This is a genomic window from Acinetobacter sp. ACIN00229 (genome assembly GCF_016106645.1).
In the GTDB taxonomy this organism is placed as follows: domain Bacteria; phylum Pseudomonadota; class Gammaproteobacteria; order Pseudomonadales; family Moraxellaceae; genus Acinetobacter; species Acinetobacter oleivorans.
This window is the reverse complement of sequence record NZ_JADWOM010000012.1, coordinates 38,118-61,859: the sequence shown is the minus strand read 5'-3', so window position 1 is coordinate 61,859 and position 23,742 is coordinate 38,118. Positions and strand designations below refer to the sequence as shown.

General features: G+C 40.5%; 14 protein-coding genes. 6 read left to right on the top strand and 8 right to left on the bottom strand.

All coding sequences use genetic code 11. The annotated features are described in order from the left end of the window. Positions 1-8: 8 nt before the first annotated feature. Positions 9-515, bottom strand: a complete 507-nt coding sequence (locus tag I7H67_RS12525; protein ID WP_005301888.1) for a hypothetical protein — start codon at positions 513-515, stop codon at positions 9-11. Positions 516-684: 169 nt separating this feature from the next. On the opposite strand from I7H67_RS12525, the gene I7H67_RS12520 reads away from it, so the two are divergent. The 3 genes from I7H67_RS12520 (at position 685) to recD (ending at position 9,882) form a co-directional block, all read left to right on the top strand. Beyond that, positions 685-4,320, top strand: coding sequence for an exodeoxyribonuclease V subunit gamma (locus I7H67_RS12520; RefSeq protein ID WP_198307994.1), 3,636 nt, complete (start codon positions 685-687; stop codon positions 4,318-4,320). A 3-nt stretch (positions 4,321-4,323) separates the two neighbouring features. Continuing rightward, positions 4,324-8,022, top strand: a complete 3,699-nt coding sequence (locus I7H67_RS12515; protein WP_198307993.1) for a UvrD-helicase domain-containing protein — start codon at positions 4,324-4,326, stop codon at positions 8,020-8,022. 108 nt (positions 8,023-8,130) lie between these two features. Continuing rightward, entirely contained in the window at positions 8,131-9,882 is a 1,752-nt protein-coding gene (recD, locus tag I7H67_RS12510) for an exodeoxyribonuclease V subunit alpha (RefSeq protein WP_198307992.1), read from the top strand. Between the two features lie 700 nt (positions 9,883-10,582). On the opposite strand, the gene I7H67_RS12505 is transcribed toward recD, so the two are convergent. Further along, positions 10,583-11,881, bottom strand: coding sequence for a serine hydrolase domain-containing protein (locus tag I7H67_RS12505; RefSeq protein ID WP_198307991.1), 1,299 nt, complete (start codon positions 11,879-11,881; stop codon positions 10,583-10,585). Positions 11,882-12,091: 210 nt separating this feature from the next. Between I7H67_RS12505 and rpsO the strand changes: the two genes are divergently transcribed. The 3 genes from rpsO to I7H67_RS12490 all read left to right on the top strand — a co-directional run bounded on the left by rpsO (position 12,092) and on the right by I7H67_RS12490 (position 16,004). Continuing rightward, complete coding sequence (rpsO, locus tag I7H67_RS12500) at positions 12,092-12,361, top strand: 30S ribosomal protein S15 (RefSeq protein WP_002114951.1); 270 nt, start codon at positions 12,092-12,094, stop codon at positions 12,359-12,361. Positions 12,362-12,619: 258 nt separating this feature from the next. Continuing rightward, on the top strand, positions 12,620-14,707 hold the full coding sequence (gene pnp / locus I7H67_RS12495; RefSeq protein ID WP_171056879.1) for a polyribonucleotide nucleotidyltransferase: 2,088 nt from the start codon (positions 12,620-12,622) through the stop codon (positions 14,705-14,707). 85 nt (positions 14,708-14,792) lie between these two features. Next, on the top strand, positions 14,793-16,004 hold the full coding sequence (locus I7H67_RS12490) for a magnesium transporter CorA family protein (protein ID WP_198307990.1): 1,212 nt from the start codon (positions 14,793-14,795) through the stop codon (positions 16,002-16,004). A 246-nt stretch (positions 16,005-16,250) separates the two neighbouring features. Here the strand turns inward: I7H67_RS12490 and I7H67_RS12485 are convergent, their stop codons facing one another. The 6 genes from I7H67_RS12485 to I7H67_RS12460 form a co-directional block, all read right to left on the bottom strand. Further along, positions 16,251-16,580 (bottom strand): chaperone modulator CbpM, encoded by a 330-nt coding sequence (locus tag I7H67_RS12485; RefSeq protein WP_005301912.1) that lies wholly within the window; start codon positions 16,578-16,580, stop codon positions 16,251-16,253. Between the two features lie 11 nt (positions 16,581-16,591). Next, positions 16,592-17,548 carry a DnaJ C-terminal domain-containing protein gene (locus I7H67_RS12480; protein WP_198307989.1) on the bottom strand — a complete coding sequence of 319 codons (957 nt, stop codon included), beginning with the start codon at positions 17,546-17,548 and terminating at the stop codon, positions 16,592-16,594. A gap of 146 nt (positions 17,549-17,694) precedes the next feature. Next, positions 17,695-18,306 carry a LysE family translocator gene (locus tag I7H67_RS12475; RefSeq protein ID WP_198307988.1) on the bottom strand — a complete coding sequence of 204 codons (612 nt, stop codon included), beginning with the start codon at positions 18,304-18,306 and terminating at the stop codon, positions 17,695-17,697. A gap of 135 nt (positions 18,307-18,441) precedes the next feature. Beyond that, positions 18,442-19,317 (bottom strand): Hsp33 family molecular chaperone HslO, encoded by an 876-nt coding sequence (gene hslO / locus I7H67_RS12470; protein ID WP_005301920.1) that lies wholly within the window; start codon positions 19,315-19,317, stop codon positions 18,442-18,444. 163 nt (positions 19,318-19,480) lie between these two features. Beyond that, positions 19,481-21,325, bottom strand: a complete 1,845-nt coding sequence (locus I7H67_RS12465) for a monovalent cation:proton antiporter-2 (CPA2) family protein (RefSeq protein ID WP_013199060.1) — start codon at positions 21,323-21,325, stop codon at positions 19,481-19,483. 76 nt (positions 21,326-21,401) lie between these two features. Then, on the bottom strand, positions 21,402-23,630 hold the full coding sequence (locus tag I7H67_RS12460) for a primosomal protein N' (protein WP_198307987.1): 2,229 nt from the start codon (positions 23,628-23,630) through the stop codon (positions 21,402-21,404). Positions 23,631-23,742 lie beyond the last annotated feature (112 nt).

Sequence of the window (23,742 nt, the reverse complement as noted above, 5' to 3'; positions counted from 1 at the left end):
GGCATAGATTAATTTACAATGGTGGTACGGCTTTTTTGCTGAATACGTTTTGCAAGATTGTAACTGTCAGTAAGATGCGTTTCTGCTATTTTTTTCATCATGAAATAGCCTAAACTAGCTGCTACAATTTGTCCGCCTAGTGGTATAAATTTAGTCACTTGTTTCGTTACGATTTTGCCAAAGAAGCCGTTAAATGTTTTTTTAACGGTCGTGCGTGCCACTACAAAGCCTGAAAATTCAAAACCACGTTTACGTAGCTCATCCCAGTGAATTGTTTTAGTTTTTGGGTCATAGACACTTACGTGTTCAGGGGCTAAACCGAAACGGGAATTGATATCTGGAATCAGGTACGACAAAATTCCCAAATCTATCACCACGTCAAAAAAAGGGATCGGTACAATTGCCGCCCCTGCTGAGACGTAAGCTCTTTTTTTGATGAGATCATGGCACTCATCGCGAATTTGTTCCAGATTTAGGCTAGGATCAATATAGTCAGGAATCTTGTCAATTTTCATAATGTCTACCTGTATAAATTTCTTGATGGCGTCATTCAAACCAAGTGTAAGTGACACCTGAAGTTAAATTATGCTGTGTTTAAACCAACGTGACATAGTCAGATTCAGTTGTATAGTAATGAATGTTTATGATTTTGTGCATAAATTATGCAAGCAGGAAATGAAATAAATGGGGATCCATGTTATTCAAAGTCAACGTATTGATGTGTTGTTGCAAGGTGTATTAGCGTCTACATCTCAAGCTTCAACGCATCCATTACAGGTTTTGAAAACCCAGCATTTTATTGTTCCAAGTCCTGCGGTCGAGCAGTGGCTGATACAAAAACTTGCAGAACAGCAAGGCATGAGTGCCAATTACCAGTTTCACCAACGAGTACGTGGCTTCCAATGGTATGCCTACCAGCAAGTTTTAACTGCGCATAAAGAACAGGTCCGTAAAGCCAACATCCCACGTTTGATTTTTAAATGGCGGGTTCATCAGGCTTTGCATGAGTTTATTCAACCTGACACGATGAGCATAGACACATCACATCCTTTACATTCTATTGTTCAGCGTATTTATGACAGCGCAGATCGACTCGAACAAGGCATAGATAAACAATTAAAAAAACAAAAAATGCTGTATTGGGTCGCTGAGCAGGTTGCTGATTTATTTAGCAACTATATGATTTATCGTGGACAGTGCCAGCGTGGTTGTGAAAATAGTTGCACTTGTCCTGAAAACTGGTTGTCTGCTTGGGGGCAGGGTCGAGCACTCGATATTGAAAAATATATTGTACAAAAAGATGAAGAAGTGACTGCTTTTGCATTGCACCAAACTGAGGAGTTAGAACGCTGGCAGCGTTGGTTGTGGCAGCAACATTTTCATGATGATTTTGTGCAGATGCAGCAAATTGATGCGTTGTTCTGGCAAGAGTTAGATCATCCGGATCGCAGTAAGCGCGCTATTTCAAGATTACCTAATCAAGTAGTGATCTTTACGTTATTAGATTTACCGCCAAGCCAGTTACAGTTCTTGCGCCGTTTAGGCCAATATATTGATGTCTTGATTTTGCACTATAACCCTTCACAAGAATATTGGGCCGATAGTGTCGATCCACTGTGGAAACAGCGTTATGACCTAGGGGTAAAAGAACGTTTTATTGCGAAAAACCCGAAGGCTACAGATGCTGAAATTAGTGATTTCTTTAATAAATTTACACTCAACTTTAATGCTGAAGCGCGTGAGTCTAGACATCCGCTTTTAACCAGATTGGGTAAACAAGCCCGCGACCACTTTTCACTATTATCGAATTTGTCTACGGGTGAAGAAGGTAAGTGGGTTGATGCTTTTGTGGATGATTTCCCAGAAAGTTTACTCGGTAAAGTTCAGTCAGATATTTTGCATTTAGTGGAGCCCCAAGCTAAACAATATGAGCTTGCTTCCGATGATGACTCTATTCAGATTCATGTTTGTCATTCGACGCTACGTCAACTTGAAGTATTAAAAGAGCAATTGATTGGTTGGCTGGCTAAACCGCATGAGCAGCCGCGCAGACCAAACGATATTTTAGTTTTAGTTCCTAATTTGGCTGACATAGAGCCTTTAATTCGAAGTGTATTTCCTGCTACGGCCACAGAGCAAGGTGTGCATTTGCCTGTGAAAATCGCAGGTGTTGCATCACTTGATGCACTGAATGCATGGCGCGCCGTGATTGGGCGTATTCAACTGATGCAGGGACGTTTTAGCTTTGATGATTTTGCTGACTGGTTATGCTTACATGCGACTCAGCAACGTTATGAACTTGAATATGTTCAGGTTGAGCGAATTTTAAATTTACTCGCCGATGCAGGCTTTAAACGAGGGCTTGATGCAGAACATCTCAAGCGAAGTTTGTGTGACGGTGATGATGATTACCGATATAGCTTTAAATTTGCCTTAGAGCGATTGGCTCTTGGTATTGCCGTGCCTGTGCATGCGACATTTAATCAGGTGTTGAGTTATGCCAAAGTCCAACCGAGCGATTTCGAGCTGATTGGTACACTCATTCAAATTTATCAAGATTTGAATGAGCGCCGTGATTGGCTGACTCTGCATGAACAGGGGAAAGTCTACACGGTTGAATATTGGCTTCAGGTATTGGGCAAAGATATTGTTGAGTTTGAACAGGTCGGTGTTGCTGCTTTAAAAGCTGTTCGGGAAATTGTTAAGAAACAAGAGCGAATGTTGACGCTCGCAAGCTATTACGCCGAGACAGAAACAGGAACTTTGCGCAAAATTACCTTACCTCTGCCTTATATTATTGAAGAAATTCAGCGAACTTTAGAAAGCCAAAGTGCACAAGCTGAACCAACAGGGCAGATTACCTTTGCTCAAATTGGACATATTCGGCCGTTACCTTATCGTTTAATGGTCATGCTAAATCTGGATGCAGGGCAATTTCCAAACCGTGATACACACGTTCCATTTGATTTAATGGATGCACTGCGTCAACAGTTAGGTGACCGCTCTCGACTTGAAGATGATCAAGGTGCGTTTTTAGATGCTTTATTATTAGCCCAAGACAATTTATGGCTGTTTTATAACGGTTTTGATGTGAATGATGGTGAGGTACGAGAACCATCTAGTATTCTTCAAGAGTTCCGTGAACACCTTGCCTTGATTGTGAAAGCTGAAGACGATGTACCTGACAATGTAGTTGTGGAAGGGATTGAGATTCCATCACAATTAAAACAACTCTATCACCTACATCATTTACAGCCCTTCGACCCGAAAGGTTTTACTGTAGAAAAAAGTGTGATCCGTTATCAAGATCACTGGTTTAAGGTCGCTTCACAAATTCAGCAAGTCTCAGGAAACCGCCAACCTTGGGCAAATACGACCTATCCGCTACAAGCTCCTGATATGCTGGTTTTAGAGAGCCAGCAGTGGATACAGGATGTGACGTTCCCTGCACGTTTATATTTGAAAACTTTAGGGGTAGAAAACTTAGGAAGTGTCGGAGTGCTCGACCAAAATGAACCGTTATTATTAGATGGTTTAGGGCGCTATGCGATCCGACATTTTTTACAACAATCTGACCAGCACGCACAACCTGAAGTATTAATTGATCAGCTGCCTGTAGGTAAAGTCAAATATAGCGCATGGCAACAAGGTGTGTTTGAGCAAGAATGTTTGCTTGAACGCCTTCACCATTATGCACCAGCAGTGACACCAACGACTCAGCGTATTTGGCGAATTGCTAAACAACTTCATATGAATATTACGGTTCCAAAGTCTGAAACTCGGGATTGGGTGAGTATGGAACCTTCAAGCGCTCGGGCAAAAAGACGAGCCAAAGTCTGGTTGGAACACCTACTTTGGTTAGCTTATTTGAATGAGGGAAGTGCAGGAGCTGAAAAGCGCCGTATTGTGATTTTTAGCGATCAAACTGTGATTTGTAGTGGTGTAAGTTCTGAGCAAGCTCGGCAATATTTACAGCCATGGTTTAAAATCTGGCGTCATGCACAGCAACAACCATTGGTTCTACCAGCAGCCTTATTATTAAAGCCATTAGAAAAAGCCAAAGCATATCAGTGGGAAACAACAAATCAGGCAGAAAAAGCAAAACTGGATGAGAAGAGCTACACTGAGCTGTTAAAATACTGGAATGAGACAGGGTCATTTACCACAATGGATATGACTCAAAATGAAGCTTGCAAGTTGCATCGAGACTGGAGCTTTATTTTACAAGAACAAGATGCGCAAGCTTTGCTTCAACATGCTTGTGATGAGTTTGCGTATGATCTGTATCATCCGGTTTTTCAATTTCAACATTCGGAGTAAGACATGAACTCAAGAGTACAGGTGTCTTATCAACCTATTATTGATATTGAATTTAGTGGTTTACATTTAATTGAAGCTTCGGCAGGTACAGGAAAAACTTATACCTTATCGAGCTTGATGGTCCGTATCTTTCTTGAAAAATACTTGCCTAAACAAGTGATTGCGACCACGTTTACCCGTGCTGCCGCTGCTGAGTTAAAAAGTCGTATTCGTGCCCGTTTGGTAGAAACGTATCGTTACTTAGAGACCAAGCGTAGTTTTACAGAACACGAATTAATTACGCAGGCTGAGCAAGAGCCTGACTTATTACTTCAACATATTTTAAAAAGCTTTGCGACGCGTATTGCCTACGCGTGTGAACGTTTAAAATTGGTCATCGATCAGTTAGATGAGTTATTTGTCGGAACACTCGATAGCTTTAGCCAAAAACTATTACGAGAGTTTGCCTTTGAGAGTGGCAAAATTGAACGTGCTCAAATTACCGATGATGCCAAAACTTATAGCCGACAACTGATTCATGATGTACTACGTGAATGGATACAGTCTCAGCCTCAAACTGTGATTGATGCCTTGTATCTGGCAGGTGAACTTAAGAGTGTCGATAGTTTTGTCAAACTCGTCGAAGACTCGCTTAATTTTAGTTCTGCACATTTTAAACTTCCTACAAAACCAACTATTCAATTTGAACAACTTGCACAGCTCAAACAGCTAGCGACAGAAATTGACTTAAGCCTTTTAGAGCACTATTACCAGCTCGATGGCGAACACTATAAGCATGTGAGCGGTACGGTATTTCGAAACGGCGCTTTTAATAAACTATTTAGTGAATGTTTACCGCAGCTTCTGCAAGTTTTAACGCAAAGCGACAGTATTTTAGTTTTTGATGGGTCGCTATCTGCACAGCGTGAACTTGTTTTTAAATTTTTAGGTCAAATTGCCGATCAGAAAGTTTTTAAGAAATGTCCTGCTGAAATTTCAGATGGGTTTTATCAGCACACTACAGTTCAGCAGATGCAGCAACTCTTTGGTGTACTGAAAAACTATGCTGAGCAGTTCGACCAGCTTCATATTTATTTGAAGGCCTATTTGTGTGTCGAAGTTAAAAAAAGACTACCGCAGGTTTTACAAAATAAAGGCGAAACGACCTTTTCTCAGCAAATCCGTACACTTTCTGATGCTTTAAAGGGCGAGCAGGGACAACGTTTTGCAGTATTTGTTCAGGCGCGCTATCCCTTAATTCTGGTCGATGAGTTTCAGGACACTAACCAAGATCAAGACGACATGCTCGCCAGTATTTGGCGCCATCCGCAGCGTTACCAGAAAGGCTGCATGATTATGGTGGGTGACCGAAAACAGGCAATTTACGGTTTCCGTGGTGGGGATATGCTCACCTTCCTAAATGCCTATAAAGATATTCAAGCCAAACATGGGCGCGAATATAAGTTAATTCATAACCACCGTTCGGTAGCCGATCTAGTTGAAGTCGTCGATGCCTTATTTCAACGACAAATTGATTTTGGCGAAGAGGTTCAATATGACCCAATTCGAGCAGGCACTCGACCTCATCCTTTACTGATTGAGCAGAATAATCATAATCCTCATCCTTTACGTTGGCTCATGCTCAAAGATAAAGAAACTGAGGCACAGCAAGTTGCTTGGAAGATTCGAGATCTACTCAATCAGTCACATGCTGGAGAGCTATATTTTCAAAAAGATGCTCAGACCCAAACCTTAAACGAAGATGATATTGCGGTATTGTCCCGTAACCATGATGGGCTGGATAAAGTCCAATTTGAGCTAGAACGTTTAGGAATTCGGGTTAATAGGCCATCAAAACGAAGTGTTTTCGATTGCACGATTGCTCAAGATGTTGGTGCTTTGTTGACTGCCATACTTCATCCTTATGATGAGGCAAAAGTGAAGCGAGCTTTAATTAGCCGTCTATTTGCTATGGATTTAAAACAACTCTTGCAGCTTGAACAGACAGCCGAAGGGTTAAGCCAGTTTATGACTGGTTTTGACACTATTAGAGAGTTGTGGTCCGCTCAAGGCTTTTTAGTGGCATGGCAACAATGCTTAATCCAGTTTGATATATGGCAAAATTTGGTCGCTGCCCAAAGTAAAGATAATGAACGGGTTGTGGTGAACTTGCGTCATTTAACTGAAATTTTGAGTCAGCACAGTGAGAAATACTCAGGCGCGCAAAATCTCTATCACTGGTATCTCAAACAGTTGAGTTCTCCTCTCGATCGTGATTGGGAATTAGAGCGTAAATTGTCGAGTGAAGCTGGTGTTCAGCTCATGACAATTCATCAGTCAAAAGGACTGGAATTTAAGATTGTATTTTTATTGGGTGCAGACAAGCCCTTTCGAGAAAATAACAAAACTCTGAATTTTTCGACTCAAGATGTAATTCAACCAGACTCAAGTCAGACTTTGACTCAACGTGTAGTTGCGATTGCTGATAAAACTTATTTAAATGAAGTTGAACTTAAGCAACACGAAGAACGAGCGCTTGCTGAACAGAATCGTCTTTGGTATGTCGCTTTAACGCGAGCAAGCCACCGCGTCTACGCGCTTTTACAAGATGTGGATGGTAAATCAGTATCAGGCCTCGCGTTTTGGAAAAATAGGACTGAGCCTTTTCAACACCGTTGCTGTACGGATGAAATGGTTTTGGAGCAGATTCCACAGGCAATTCATTTAGCCAAACAAACAAGTATTATTGAAATACAAGCACAACGGTTTCCTGAACAACGTTTTTATTCGAGAGGTAAAACCAGTTTCAGTTACTTGGCACAGCATTTAAAACATAAGGCTGGCACAGATTTATTGGCCAGTCAGAGCAATGAGGCTGTCTTAGCAGAAGATGAGCTGGATTTAATTAACACTGCTGAAGCAATTAGTGCTCAGCCGATTGACTGGATAAAGAGTAACTTCCCGCGAGGAACGCTTGCCGGTAATTTCTTACATGAAATATTTGAACACATCGAGTTTCAATGTTCAGATGACTGGGTAAGTGAAATACGTCGTCGTTTTAAAAATGACTATAGTAGTCTTTGGCAAGATTTACTTAATAAATATAACGAGAGCTTCCCAGAGCAAGAAGATGCCGAGAATCTGCTTTACCAGTCAGTTGCAGAGTGGCTGAAAGATATTTTGCGAACACCGCTTTATCAAGGTTTCCGACTAAATCAGCTTCAACAAGAGCAGTATTTGTCAGAGTTTCCTTTTTATTTGGCATTATCAGATCGGGTTCTAGCGATGACACGTATTCAGCAGCTTTTCGCTGAGTATGGTTTGAATATGCCTGAATTACTTGAAGCACGTTCAGCACGTTACCTTAATGGTTCTATCGATTTAGTTTATTTTGATGGGCAGCGTTACCACATTGCCGATTATAAAAGTAATTACTTAGGTGATGATCTTGCAGATTATCGTAGCGATAGCATTGCCCAAAGCATGTCTTTAGCAAGTTATTGGCTACAAGCAGGTTTATATCTCGTTGCATTACATCGCTATTTGCAAGTCAAAATGCAGGATTACCAAATTGAGCAACACTTAGGTGGGGCAACTTATCTTTATTTACGTGGCATGAATGGTGAAGCTGAGCAGGGCTATTATTACTGGCAGCCTAGCATTGAGTTTATTCTGCGTCTTGATGCCATTTTAGGGTATTTTGCTGAGGATAAAATTGCATGAAAAATGCTGATAAAGTATGTAATTTTAATATTAACAAATATTTGGCATGTGGATAAGCCTGTCTATAACCATGTGGACAAGCGTGTGGAAAACTAGGTGGATAAGTGTGTGGACAATCTAAATAGCTCTGAACAGGCCGATTTAAGCTGGTTAACAACGTGGAGTAGCTTCCTAAATCAGGCTCCATTTACTGAGCAATCGCAAGTGTCAGAAGCCACTTCTTACTTGCAGCAGCTTATTGAAGCGAGCTTACAAGGCGATAGTTGTATCGATGTCAGTTCTGAGCAAATTGCAGCACTTGGTCAGCTTGCTATATCTGCCGATCAAGCAACCTCAAATGTTGCCCCATGCGTCTATGATGAGCAGGGGTTGGCATTATACCGATATTGGCACCTAGAGCAACGACTTGCAGAACAAATTTGTCGATTAAAGCAACAATTAATTCAACCTGTATCTTGTGATGACTACTTAAACCTACTCACAGACTCTCATCAACAGGCAGCTTTACAAATGGTCGCTCGGCAGAGCCTGAGTATTATTACGGGTGGGCCAGGTACGGGTAAGACCTATACGCTTGCACGTATTATTGCAGTGCTTAGCCAAGCAATTCCACATATTCGTGTAGCGATGGCTGCTCCAACAGGTAAAGCCGCACAGCGCATGCAAGAGGCCTTACAGAACTCGTTTAATGACCCTAAATTGCTTGAGTCTGGATTAGTGAGTGAAGAACTAAGGAATCAGGGAACGCAAACAATTCACCGATTATTGGGAATGGGGCATAGTCAAACACCACGGTTTAATCAAAAACAACCGCTTCCTTATGACGTGATTGTCGTGGATGAGGCTTCCATGCTGGATTTAAATCTAGCTACTCTTCTATTTGAAGCAATGCCAGAGTCTTGTCGAATTATTTTATTAGGAGATGCAAATCAGCTGGCTTCCGTCGACGTCGGAGCGGTTCTTGCTGATTTGCAACAAATACAGGCACTCGCCGACAACAGGGTACAATTACAAACCAGTCGCCGTTTTGCTGAAGGGGCATTGATTGGGCAGGTGGCACGTTTTATTCAAATGCAAACCAGTCAGATTAATCATGAGCAGGTTTTGCAACAGTTTGAAATTGATATTGTTGAGGTTTCTGAATTAAAGCCTATAGTTTTACAAAGTGACATGCCAGATGTGGTTCAGCTTGAGTATTTGCCAGAAGGGAATCACGCAGAAGTCGAAATTTATTATCAGAAGCTCATGCTCGGTTTCCAAGGATATGTAAAAAGCCTAAAAAATTATTTAAAAGAAGAACGCTCTATTGAACAGGTCCAAAACGTAGTAAAAGCATTTGATGACTATCGTATTTTAACGGCTGTTCGTCATGGTCCATTTGGCTTACAGCAGTTAAATCAATATGCACAGCGTTGGATACAGCAACAACTTTCAATAGTGATAGCTGGGGGATGGTATGTCGGTCGTCCGGTCATGATGACTTATAACGACTATCAGCTCGGTATTTCAAATGGTGACATTGGTCTGTGTTTTGAACATAGAACTCAGCCTCAGCAGTTTGAAGTATATTTTCCAAGTTTGAATAAATGGGTCGCGGCAAATCGATTACCTAAAAGTATTCAAAGTGCATTCGCTTTAACGATTCATAAATCACAAGGGTCTGAATTTACACACACTGCTGTCGTTTTAGATCAAGCCGCAAAGAATTTATTAAGCCAAGAGCTTATTTACACTGCGATTACACGCGCTAAAAAAGTAGTAAGTCTTTTGGTTCATCCCGAAGCTTTACTACAGTCCTTTACAGTTCGTACGACACGAAAAAGTGGTTTAGTTCAGAAAGTTAATCGGTTAGTTCGTTAAGCCAAACTTAATATTTTTACCCTTGTAAGAAAAAGCTTACATAGATTCGAGATATTTGCTGCTAGAGTACACCCCACGTTTTTGAGATTATAAACGCACAACGAGCTTGGCAAGGAATGTCGGGCAAAATCGCACAATAATAATAGCTTAAGTCGAGAGACTGCGAACTTACAATGACGTAGGTGTATAAAGAGGAAACTTACAGCCGCTAAGCCTTGTAGTTTTGGGAGAGACTACAGGGCTTTTTTATATTCTCAATTTTATTTACTTCTAAAAATTATCAGAAAAGTTCGGATTTAAGCTAATATTGAGTGTAATTTCTTTTAAAAATTTATATCAATAATATCAATATATTTATCTGTAATATGATTTTTAAACAGCCATTTTTCCTGTGAATTGTTAAGTTAAATGTTATACAGAACTGTACGATAATGGGGCAAAAACCGTTATTTATTAAATATTAGACAGACCTGTACGTTTTTGCTTACATGATGATAAGAAAAATACTACTTTTCTTCATAATTGGATATGTCACAATACATCACATAAGGAAATAGAAACAAAACAACGGAAGTCAGTTAAAACAACAAGAAGGATGTGACTAGCATCTCACCAACGATAATAAAAATAGAAATAACACGATAAACAAAAACTACAGCGCAAAAAACCCAAGCAGAAATGCTTGGGTTTTTTATTTGATTTACACTAAGTTCGTTTCATGAGCGTCGCTGCCAAACAAAGATCGGCGCTGATCTCTAGGAATGCGTGGGCATTGTGTTGAAATCTGATAAAGCACATTGGCTAAAGCAGGTAGGTGAGTTCCCACGACCGATTTGCCCGTTGTTAATAGAGAAACACTAATATCTCTTTCAGGGTCGGCCCAACATAAAATGTTGGAGAATCCTAAATGACCAAAAGCTTGCCCCGTCATTGGACCAAAAAGGCCTACAGGATTACTACCTAACATTGGACCTAAGGCATAGCGCATTGGAATTAATAAAGTACGGTCAATGTTAACGCCTGTGGTCGGCAGTGTTGCCCTGAAAATCGTTTTCTCACTAAATATTTGCTGACCGCCGTAGCTTCCGCCACTTAAAAGCATTTCAAAGAAACGTCCAGCTTGTTCAGCACTCGTATAAATGTTGCCGGCTGGGCAAATTGTATCCATAAAACGACTATCGTTAGTCACATCAACTGCAAGTTGCAACCCTCCACCTAATACATGGTTAAGATAGTGATCGGTACCAAGCCGAGGGTGTAGACCCGTTGCGCAGTTTAATGCTACCTCTGAGCGGTATTCTGGTTTTAAGCCATAATTGAAATACGGCATTCCCATTGGTTTTTCGATAGTTTGATGCACAAACTCACGTAAATCTTGCCCAGTTACCCGTTCAATGACTTCACCTAAAATATAACCCGCCGTAACCGCATGATAGGCAAGATGGTTACCAGCAGGAGACACAGGCTTGGCAGCATATAAACGTTTTAAAATTTCATCTTTATCAAATAGGAGCTCGGGCGTGACATCGCCATCAATATAGGGAATGCCGCCACGATGTGCTAATAAATGAAAGAGGGTTGCACGGCGCTTACCATTTACGCCGTATTCCGGAATATAGTAGCTCACAGGATCAAGCAAATTGATTTCGCCTTTTTCATCTAGTAGATGAATCAGCATGGCCGTGATCATCTTCGATGCTGAAAACAGACAAACGGGCGTATCTGGAGTCGCAATCAGGGCATCCTGTTGTAATCCTGCCGGAGAGTTCCCTTGAGCATATCCAATGCTTCTGTTCAGCAAAACTTTACCTTGTCTACGTAAGCAGAAGGTAATGAGTGGATAATTTCCGGTTTTATATAGTGCTTCTATACTGTTCCAGATTTTTTGAACCTGGCGCTCAGTCATTCCACCCTGTTCAGCAGCAACTTCATCTTGATGACGAATAACTTGCTCAATATTGTCCGGTACTGGACAAGTGTTGGTTGAAAAAATTTTCACACGTCCCTCGCGCTTCTTTCTTTTTATTCAAAGCTAGTGTGCAGGGTTAGCATGCTCGTGTCAGTGTCTAAAATGACAAGTTACTGAAAACTATTTTGCAATCCACCTATAGATACCTTAAAATAGGCAACTTGCTGTAGTGATGCACGGCAGTCAGTTGCCTCAACTGATTCATATCGTTTACTTTTTTAAGCATCTCGGAGAAATCGAATGGCTTTAACTAATGCAGACCGCGCAGAGATCATTGCTAAATTTGCTCGCGCTGAAAATGACACTGGTTCACCAGAAGTACAAGTAGCTTTATTGACTGCTCAAATCAATGATTTACAAGGTCACTTTAAAGCTCACAAACACGACCATCACAGCCGTCGTGGTTTGATCCGTATGGTTAACCAACGTCGTAAATTGCTCGACTACTTAAATGGTAAAGACCACGGTCGTTACACTGCTTTGATCGGTGCTTTAGGTTTACGTCGTTAATTCGATTTTCACTTTGTTTTCGCTATTTCGCATGTCGCAATGCTTTATCGCTGAAAAGAGAGTTTCACTTAATTTTAGATTAAGTGATGTTTAGAAGGGGCGCTTGTGCGCTCCTTCTTTGCGTTTAATATTATTTAAAATTTTTGGCCTAGTGTGATGGCTTCTAAGCTTTGTCATTTATCTACCAACAGTTGTAGTCTGAATGCCAAACCTTAGGGGTCTCACTAGAATAAAATTAGGAAAATACAATACATGTCAATGTTTAATATCGTTCGTAAAGAATTCCAATTCGGTCAACATCAAGTCGTTTTAGAAACGGGTCGCGTTGCACGTCAAGCAAACACCGTTTTAATTACAATGGGTGGCGTAACTGTTTTAGTTGCAGTTGTTGCTCAACCTAAAGCAAAAGCGGGTCAAGACTTTTTCCCGTTAACAGTTAACTATCAAGAAAAACAATATGCAGCTGGTCGTATCCCTGGTGGTTACGGTAAGCGTGAAGGCCGTGCTTCTGAAGCTGAAACTTTAATTTCACGTCTTATTGACCGTCCAATTCGTCCATTGTTCCCAGAAGGTTACTTCAACGAAATCCAAGTAACAGCAACAGTTGTTTCTTCTGACAAAACTATGGATGCTGATATTGCAGCAATGCTTGGTACATCAGCAGCATTATCTATTGCTGGTACTCCTTTCCGTGGTCCAATCGGTGGCGCACGTGTTGGTTTAATCAACGGTGAATATGTTCTTAACCCGAACTTTGAACAGCTGAAAGAAAGCGATCTTGACCTTGTTGTTGCTGGTACAGAATCTGCTGTATTAATGGTTGAATCTGAAGCTAAAGAGCTTTCAGAAGACCAAATGCTTGGTGCTGTGCTTTTCGGTCACGACGAAATGCAAATCGCGATTCAAGCAATTAAAGAATTTGCTGCTGCTGCTGGTGCAGTTGAATCAACTTGGGTTGCTCCAAGCAAAAACGAAGCACTTCTTGAGCAATTAAAAGCAGCTTTCGAAGCTAAAATTTCTGAAGCATATACAATTGCGGTTAAACAAGACCGTTATGCAGCACTTGATGCACTTTATGCAGAAGCTGTAGCTCAGTTCGTTCCTGAAAATGACGAAACTGGTATTGCTGACGAAGTAAATGAATTATTTGAAGACCTTAAATATCGTACAGTACGTGACAACATCTTGTCAGGTAAACCACGTATTGATGGCCGTGATACTAAAACTGTTCGTGGTATCGACGTTCAAGTTGGTGTATTAGACCGCGCTCACGGTTCTGCATTATTTACACGTGGTGAAACTCAAGCGTTGGTAACAACAACTTTGGGTAATACTCGTGATGCATTAATGGTTGATACATTGTCAGGTACTAAAACTGACAACTTCATGTTGCACTACAACTTCCCTGCATACTCTGTAGGTGAAACTGGCCGTGAGTCTGGCCCTAAGCGTCGTGAAATCGGTCATGGTCGTTTAGCACGTCGTGGTGTTCAAGCTGTTCTTCCTGCTGCTGACCGCTTCCCGTACGTAATCCGTATCGTATCTGACATTACTGAATCTAACGGTTCATCTTCAATGGCTTCTGTATGTGGTGCTTCATTATCACTTATGGATGCGGGTGTTCCACTTAAAGCACCAGTTGCTGGTATCGCAATGGGCTTAGTGAAAGAAGGCGAGCGTTTTGCAGTACTTTCTGACATCTTGGGTGATGAAGATCACTTAGGTGATATGGACTTTAAAGTAGCAGGTTCTGCAAACGGTATTACTGCGCTTCAAATGGACATTAAGATTGAAGGTATCACTGAAGAAATTATGGAAGTTGCATTAAACCAAGCATTTGCTGGTCGTATGCACATCCTGAATGAAATGAATAAAGTCATTTCACGTGCTCGTGCTGAAATCAGCGCACATGCACCGACATTTGAAGTGATTAACATCAATCCAGACAAGATCCGTGATGTTATTGGTAAAGGTGGCGCAACGATTCGTGCCATTACTGAAGAAACTAAAGCTGCAATTGATATTGAAGATAACGGTACAGTTCGCGTATTTGGAGAAACTAAAGCTGCTGCTCGTGCTGCGATTGCAAAAATTCAAGCACTTACTGCTGAAGTTGAACCAGGTAAGATCTATGACGGTAAAGTAATCCGTATTGTAGAATTCGGTGCGTTTGTAAACATCATGCCGGGTACTGATGGTCTTCTTCACATTTCGCAAATTTCAAACGAACGTATTGCGAACGTGACTGACGTTCTTAAAGAAGGTCAAGAAGTGAAAGTACAAGTTGCTGATGTTGATAATCGTGGTCGTATTAAATTGACTATGAAAGACATTGAACAAGCATAATTGTTTGAATGACACGAAAAAGTCCGCTTGATGCGGACTTTTTTTATGGCATGATGCAAGTAATACAAAAACAGATCGTTGTGGTATGCAGGTTTATTATTTTTATCGCCATCAAAGCGACGGCTATGTCTTTTTAAGTCGCGAACAGCATAGTGAACATGTTCTGGAGTTTTTCTGGATTGATAGTGTCAGAACGGATGTGGTTAACCATAACGAAGAATGGCAACAAGAGATTCATAAGCTTTCAGGTGTGGTTATTAATGAGTTTCATATGCGGGATATTGCCAACATTGAACATCCCTGTGCATTTGACACGCTTGAAGAATATGACCTGTTAATTTTTAAGAAATTGGTTACGCCTGACGATGAAATTAAGCATGCAGAATCACAAGATAGTGTTTTTGGTTTAGCAACGACGCCGATTAGTTTTATTTTGACACCTGATGTGCTGATTAGTGTGCGCGAGCAGGGGAATAAGTCGATTGAAAACTATATTCAACGTCTCGAAAATATTTTATGTAAAACTTTAGCAGAACAAAACAAAACCCGTAAATTACCGAATTCACCCGTCGATTTATCATTACGTTTGTTAAATAGTATGGTTGATGGTTACCTTGATATCCGCTCACCATTGACGAGAAGAGTAGAGCATTGGCAACAACAACTATTGCAGGGTAATCGTCGTTTTAAACAATGGCACCAGTTGTTCCATGAGAATATGGCCTTTCAACAGGTCGAAAATTTATGTGAAGAACAAATTGAAACCCTTCAAGAGTTTCGGGATGAAATTGTAGAAAATTACCATCATGTTGTTGGGAGTCACATCCATAATTCTCAAGATATTTTACTGGTTCGTTTAAATGATTTAATGAGTCATGTGGAACGTATTCAGAAACATACTTTGCGGTTACGTAGCGCAATTCAGTCGGCCATTGATTTACATTTTTCTGCTATTGCAAACCAAACTAATGAAAACATGCGGATTCTTGCGATTATCACGGCAGTCTTTGCACCACTTACCCTTTTAACGGGCATTTATGGAATGAACTTTGAGTTTATTCCTGGTCTTAAATCACCTGTTGGTTTTTGGATTATGTTGGGTGCCATGCTGATTAGTACGATTTTTCTGTTGTACTATTTTTATCGACAGCACTTGGTTGGGCGTGGTGAAAAAAGTGTAATTGATTTATTGGCTCAACAGCATCGTCAAGATCGGATGAATTTGTTTTGGTTTTTGGAATATGAGCCGATTAAACAGACTGTGAAGGAATTAGAAAAGATTACTCGGTTGAAATAAATTTTTATTTTTGCACGTCGGGGTCTTGCTGAGTTGTTATTTAATATAGTCATTAACCTTCGGTTCGACCTACTTTTGTTTCGGCAAAAGTAGGCAAAACCATTGCCATCTTCAAAACCTGTTCAATACTTATTTTTAAATAACAGTATTACAAAAGCACTATCTGATTGATACCACGCAGGTTGCAGATGGCTTTCCCGACTATCAGATTTCAACTAGGGTTTTATGCTGTATTAATGCTATTCCTCAATGAAAATGCTTCAACTGTTTTCTAAGTTGTTGTACTTCATCAATCAAATCTAACATCACCGCAACTGCTGCCAAACTTGCGTCAAAGTCACGTTGCAGACGATAAGCTTTACGTGCACGTGCCACATCTTCACCGATAAATTGGTGTGCTTCTGGTGTATTGTCGACTGATAAAATGTCATATTCAATTAACTGAATAATCCAGTCAGGGCTTTGACCACAAGCTTGAGCAAATTGTTGTAGATCAAATGTAGATTGTTCATCAACGACCTCCGCACTAAAGGTATGGCCGTCATATACAATTTCGCGATAATGAATGGTTGTCATGATCTTGCTCCCTAATGAGATGAACGAGGTTCGAATGAAGAGAAGGCTTCAGCCAGTTGCTGATAAGCTTGTTTTTCTTTTTCAGAATGTGCGGGTGGGAATACAATATTTAAAATTAAATAGAGATGGCCTGGCGTTTTATTTGGTATCCCTTTGTCTTTTAAACGTAGCTGTTGTCCTTGTTTTGCGTTGTGAGGTAAATTGACGTTTAAAGGTCCAGCTGGTGTTTTTACCTCAATACCTTGACCTAATGCAGCTTCCCACGGCGCTACATCTACAGTCAAATATACATCGCTACCTTCAACATGAACGCGGTCTGTATCTTTATACTGAATTTCAATATAAAGATCGCCGTTGGCACCGCCATTGATGCCACTTTGTCCTTGTCCACTTAAGCGGATTTGCTGACCTTCTTTCATACCTTTTGGTATTTTCACCTGTAAGGTTTTGCGTTGAACTTCAGGCTCGCCATAAGCATTCATGGTCGGGATTTGCAGGGTAATCTGTTGCGTTGATCCATGATAGGCAATATCAAGATCAACCTCTATGCTGGCATGTTGGTCTTCACCGCGATAACTACGCTGTTGTCTCTGGTACTGTTGCTGACCACCACCAAATCCTGCACCAAAGCGTCCAAATAAATCTTCAAAACCGCTAAAGTCTGCTTGTTCACCACCTGTAAAGCCTTGGCGATAAAACTGTGCTCCATCAAAACCACCTTGTGCAGCACCCTGACCAAAGTTATTAAAACCTTGAGGGTGATCTAACATCTGGTCATATTCAGCTTTTTTTTCTGCATTGCTTAACGTGTCATAGGCAACATTAATGGCCTGCATCTTTTCTTCCGCATCTTTTTCTTTGCTGATGTCAGGATGATATTTACGGGCTAGTTTCCGATAAGCTTTTTTAATTTCATCAGCAGAGGCTTTGCGTGTAACCCCTAATTCTTCATAATAATTTTTTGCCATAATGTTTTATCACGATGGAGTTGTTTATTTCATTATGAAACGATTTTTAGAGTTTTCAATAAGCTAGATTGTATAAGAGTTGTTCTATTCCAAAATGAAATTGATAGAAAAAGGTATAGGCAAATGAGGCCCATACCTTTCATGATTTAGATGAAACTTTGATATAAGCCATACAGGGCAATAAGTAAAAGTAATAAACCGCATAGCCCTAATATTTTTGGATATAAATGACTGTTAGAGAGGCGACGGAAGAATATATAAACCAAAGATAAGGTGAGGAAGTCTAAAACAATCCATGTCAGGGTGAGTATGGTTAGACTTAAATTTAAGTGAGGGGTAATAGAGACGAATTGCGGAAAGAAAGCCGAGAAAAAAATAATATCTTTAGGGTTTGAAATACCCACGAGAAAGCCTTTTTTAAAACCACCATTTTGTGCTGAAACTGTTTGTATTGCTTCTGGATGAGGTGCTTGAATCACTTCTTTAAGAATACTAAAACCCAAATAACCAATATATAGGCAGCCTAGAATACGAATGATATTGAGATAACTATCGTTAACACTCAGTACTCCCTTTAAAACGAGTACTGAAATAAAAATTAAGACAAGAGATGCTAGATTTGTACCAAAAATGGTTTCAAGCGCTTTTTTATAGCCTCCTTTAAGTCCAGCGCTTGCAACTAAAATCATTACGGGGCCAGGGGTCGCAATCATAATAATTACGCTAAAAATAAAGAGAAAATAATCAAAATAATTCATGGCGTTTTAAGCATCTATTTATAGGCTATAAAGTAGCCTTATATTATCCTATTTAAAATAAAATATTGAAAACTATCATCAAAAGTACAGACAAATAAAAAGGCGGTATATCCGCCTTTTTATAAATTTTAATAATTAACTCAAATGTTCACCAAATAATGCTAAAGCTTCTTCAGCAGTAAAGGTGTATTGAGTATTACAGAACTGACAATCCATACGAATAGGGTTCTGTTCTTCTAAGGTTTCATGAACAGCGTCTACACCAATTTGAATCAGCGCATTTGCACAGCGTTCTTTTGAACATGTACAACCAAATTTTAATGCTTCAATTTCTGGTAAACGAACTTCTTCTTCGTTATATAAACGATATAAAATTTCGTTTGCATCTAAATTGGTCAGCTCTTCGGCTTTTAATGTTTCGGTCAACATTGTCAAACGTGGCCATAAATCTTCATCGACCAAGTTTTGCTCTTCTTCATCATGACGTGGTAAAAGCTGAATCAGTAGACCACCAGAGCGTTTGGTTGTACTTGCTAACACAATGCGAGTTGGAATTTGTGCAGACAAATCGTAATACTGCATTAAACAACCAGCTAAAGTTTTTTGATCAAGAGGGACAATCCCTTGATAACGCTCGCCAAATTCAGGTTCAATATTAATAAATAAAACTGGATTAACTAAAGCGCCAAGAACTGTACTACTGTCTGTTGCTTCGATGAAGCGTGGGTCCGTTTCGTAATCAGCTAGAGCACGTACTTCACCCAAATGATTACATTCAGCCATTGCCCACTTAAAGGTGCCGCTAGCCTGGATTTGCAAGCTGATACGGCCTTTGATTTTTAGTGTACTTGCAAGTAATGCAGTCGCACTCAACATTTCACCTAGCAGAATTTTAACCGCAGGCATATAGTCACGTTGAGCTAAGATAGTTTGTAGTGCCTCTTCTAGATGAACTACTTCCCCACGAACCGGAAAGTTCTCAATATAAAAGCGTTGGCGTAAATCAGACATAATATTCTCCAGGGCCCTAAGCAGAGTATAACTATTTCGTTTTAATCAAGCTTAGGAAATGCAGCGAAGCCGCAAGCCGGACAGGGGCAGCTTTGTGCCCATTGTCCAATTATTTAGGCAATGTGAATAAGTCCTTAATATAGCCATTTTCTGAAATCTCAAGTTATTCTAGATGATCTCTTGTAATGTCGATGCGATTTGGCTGTAAATGACGCTTTAAATTAACATCATGTTTTGACGTAGCCTGTTGCTGTGCATCACTTTCAAACAAATGTTCAAGTTCGGCTAAGGCATTACGATGCGTTTCAAAGATCTTCTGTTCATCAGTATAAATACTTTGCTGCTGTATGAGCAATTTCTCATCGTAATCCCGAAAGATTTCGATATTGTTATAGGCTTGTTCATCTGAGATACCGAGTTCTCTCAAGGCGCGATAAGCCATTCCTAATGAAGATAAATATGTTTCACGCCAAATGTGTTCAACGCCTAAATCTCTTAAAAGATGTACATGGTGACGGTCACGAGCACGAGCTAATAACTTTAAGTTTGGATAATTTAATCTGAGATGCCGTGCAACGTTCATTGAATCTTCAACATCATCAATCGCTAAAATAAATACTTTGGCTTTTTCAATACCCGCGGAACGCAATAAATCTGGCTGGGTCACATCGCCATAATAAAGCTTGCCGCCATAGCGTCGAACAAAGTCTACTTGATGAAGATTATTGTCGATTGCGGTAAAGCCCAAATGTTGCAGGCGGGCAATACGCGCGATAATTTGTCCAAATCGACCAAAACCAGCAATGATAATCGGGTTATCCTGCTGAGGAATTTCATCGTACTCAGGTGGACGTTCTTTATTAAACAGAGGAATGACCTTGGTTGCCATAATCCAGTAAATCACTGGGGTAAGTACCATCGACAATGTGACAATAAGGGTCACTGGCTCTAATAGAGCTTGAGTTAAAATTTTCTCACTTTTTGCAAGACTCAAAATTACAAAAGCAAATTCTCCGCCTTGTGCCAAGCAAGTACCCAAAAGTAAGCTATTGTTCCAACTGTATTTTTTATAGCGGGCAATGGCAGTCAATATCAGTGTTTTGATGAGCAATAAGCCGACTGCTCCACCAATAATAAGTAAAGGCATTTCAATGAGTAGGGACAACTGGGTGGTCATACCCACGGTCATAAAGAATAAGCCAAGTAGTAAACCTTTGAACGGTGCAATACTCGCTTCAACTTCGTGACGAAATTCTGAATCTGCTAATAATACACCTGTGAGGAATGCGCCTAATGTGGTGCTAATTCCTAGAGTATCCATAAGCAAGACAACAGCAAGAATAATAAATAATCCTACTGCTGTAATAAGTTCAGTCGCTCCACTTTTGGCAACAAAACGGAAGAATGGACGCATCACATAGCGACTAAACAAAAACAAGCCCGTAAAGGTTGCAATAATAGCTGCAAAATAAGCGATCCCGTGATGGGTTGATTCTGTTCCTGCCAATAATGGAATGATGGCAAGTAAGGGAATCGCCGCTATATCTTGAAAGAGCAAAATCGAAAAAGATTGCTGACCATAAGTCGTGTTGAGTTGCTGCTTTTCAGTCAGAAGCTGTAATACAAAAGCGGTGGAAGACAGCGCAAGGGCAAAACCAATGACAAAGCTAACAGAAAGCTGCTGCTTAAAGAGTAATAGTATGATCAGCATAAGTACGCCACCGCTAATGAGGACTTGCAGACTTCCCATTACAAAAATAGAGTCACGCATTTCCCACAACCGCTGTGGTCTTAGTTCTAAACCAATCAGGAACATCAATAAAATGACACCGAATTCGGCAAGTTCCATAATTGCTTCAGGGTCATGTGCAATATTTAAAACACTAGGACCTAGAAGTATTCCTGTAAATAAATAACCTAAAACTGTTGCTATCCCTAGGCGTTTGCCAAGAGGGACTAAAATCAGAGAAGCTCCAAGAAAGATTGTTGCTTGCAGTAGGAATGACATTCATTGCCTCGAATGTATTAGTCTCTTTTAAGTGTAAAGCCAAAAAGGCTTCTTCACACCATGATATTCAAATCATCTAATTAAATTCTTGCGGATCGACATCAATTGATAGCCTGAGTTGATGCTGTCTTGGGGCATGAACCAATTGAGACCACCATTGTCTTAAGTAAAAATGTAGGCGAGCACGGTCGGCAGATAAAATTACCATGTGGGCACGGTAGCGTCCCGCTTTACGTTCCATCGGCGCTGGAATAGGTCCCCAAATATCAACAATCTCACCAGCGACTTGACGAAGTTGCTCGGCAGCTTCATTTAAAAATTGTAAGGTATAGTCACGATCTTTGGATTCTGCTCGTATTAGAACTGCATAGCGATAAGGCGGCAGCAAAGCAACTTTACGTTCAGCCAGCGTTTGTTTGGCAACCGCGCGATAATCTTTTTCGATGAGTGTGGTAAGTAACGGATGATCAGGTCTTAAGGTTTGTAAATAAACATGACCTTTATGTTCTCCACGACCTGCACGACCAGCGACTTGTACAATCAGCTGCGCCGTACGTTCTGGCGCACGGATGTCTACACTGAGTAAACCTGCATCAATATCTAAAATGGCAACTAATGTGACATGTGGAAAATGATGGCCTTTTGCCAACATTTGAGTACCGAGCAAAATTGTTGGTTTGTTTTGATGAATGCGATCATAAATTTTTTGCCAGCTTCCGACACGACTGGTACTGTCACGATCGACCCGAATGACATCATGATCTGGAAATAGTTCTTGTAAGTGCTCTTCAACCTTAGCGGTTCCTGCACCTAAAGTTTTTAAGCTTTTTTGCTGACATTCAGGGCAATGATCGGGTAAGCGATGAATGGTTCCGCAGTGATGGCAGTGTAAATAAGAATAAGGCTGAGTGTGCAAAGTAAAATGCGCATCACAATGCGGGCAATTTGCTTGCCATCCACAGCTTTCACAAACCAGTACAGGTGCATAGCCACGACGGTTTAAAAAGATTAAAACCTGTTCTTTTCTAGCTAATGTATGTTTGATTTGTTCAATAAGGGGTTGGCTAATTCCATGCTGCTTTTTGACAATTTTAAGGTCAATCAAATGCATTTTAGGCAAAAGTGCATGTCCAGCACGTTTGTTGAGTTGCAGTGTAGTTAATTTGCCAGTTTCGACTAAATAATAACTATCAATACTTGGTGTGGCTGAACCTAAAATAACAGGGCAGCTTTGCAAGTGACCGCGGTACAGTGCGACATCACGCGCATGATATCGGAAGCCTTCTTGTTGCTTATAAGACAGGTCGTGTTCTTCATCTAAAATGATGAGGCCCAAACGTGGCAGTGGCGTATAGATGGCAGAGCGCGTTCCTAAAATAATAGACGCTTTTCCGGTCTGTGCTTGTTGCCATGCTTGTAAGCGTTTGGAATCATTTAAGCCTGAATGCAATAAAGCAATATCACAGTTAAAACGAGACTTAAAGCGAGAAATCGTTTGAGGGGTTAAGCCAATTTCAGGTACTAACACCAGTACTTGTTTACCTCGCTTTAGCACTTCGTGCATGATGTGCAGATAAACTTCAGTTTTACCACTTCCAGTTAAGCCATCTAGTAAAAAGGCTTGGTATTGATGTTGCGCGTTTACGACGTGCTGGGTTGCTTTCTTTTGATCTTCATTGAGCGTGAGCGGCATTTGTGCCAATTGAGCTGGTGTCGGGCTAAAGTCGTGTGGTTCGAGCGTGCAGTCAACCAATCCTTTCTTTTGAAGTGCTTTAAGCGTTGCAGTTTCTACACCACTTAAATTGAGAATATTTTCTGTAGTTCCAGCGGGGTGTAATTTTAAAATCTGATAAGCATCTTGTTGCTTAACAGAACGCTTTAGCAGGGCTTCAACATTGTCACAGGGTGTGATTTTCCAAAGATGAAACAAAACATCCATCGGTTTGCCCTGACGCAATAACGCGGGTAGGGCGGTTTGCATAACCTCACCAATTGGAAATTGGTAATATTGTGCGGACCATGTCAATAAACTTAAAACTTGTTCATCTAAAATTGGTTCTTCATCTAAAAGTTCAGAAATGGCTTTAAGCTGAAAGGTACCTGTAAATGATTCATTTGGGTTCACTTTTTCAGTAATGATACCAATTAGGTTTTGGCGTCCAAATGAAATAGCGACGCGTGAGCCTATGTGAGCCCGTTCATATTGTGCTTGGGTGAGTGTATAGTCAAAATTGTCGTACAGATGCACAGGTACGGCTACACGCACACGATAAACAACTGAATCAGGCTTTGGCGTTATGGTCATAGAGGCTCATTTCGTCAATTTTAAAAAACGGCATAGCGTCGTGAAGAGGACTTGGGTATTCTACACAGGCTATAGAACGAATATGAATGATTGCGTAGCATAGATGCAACAG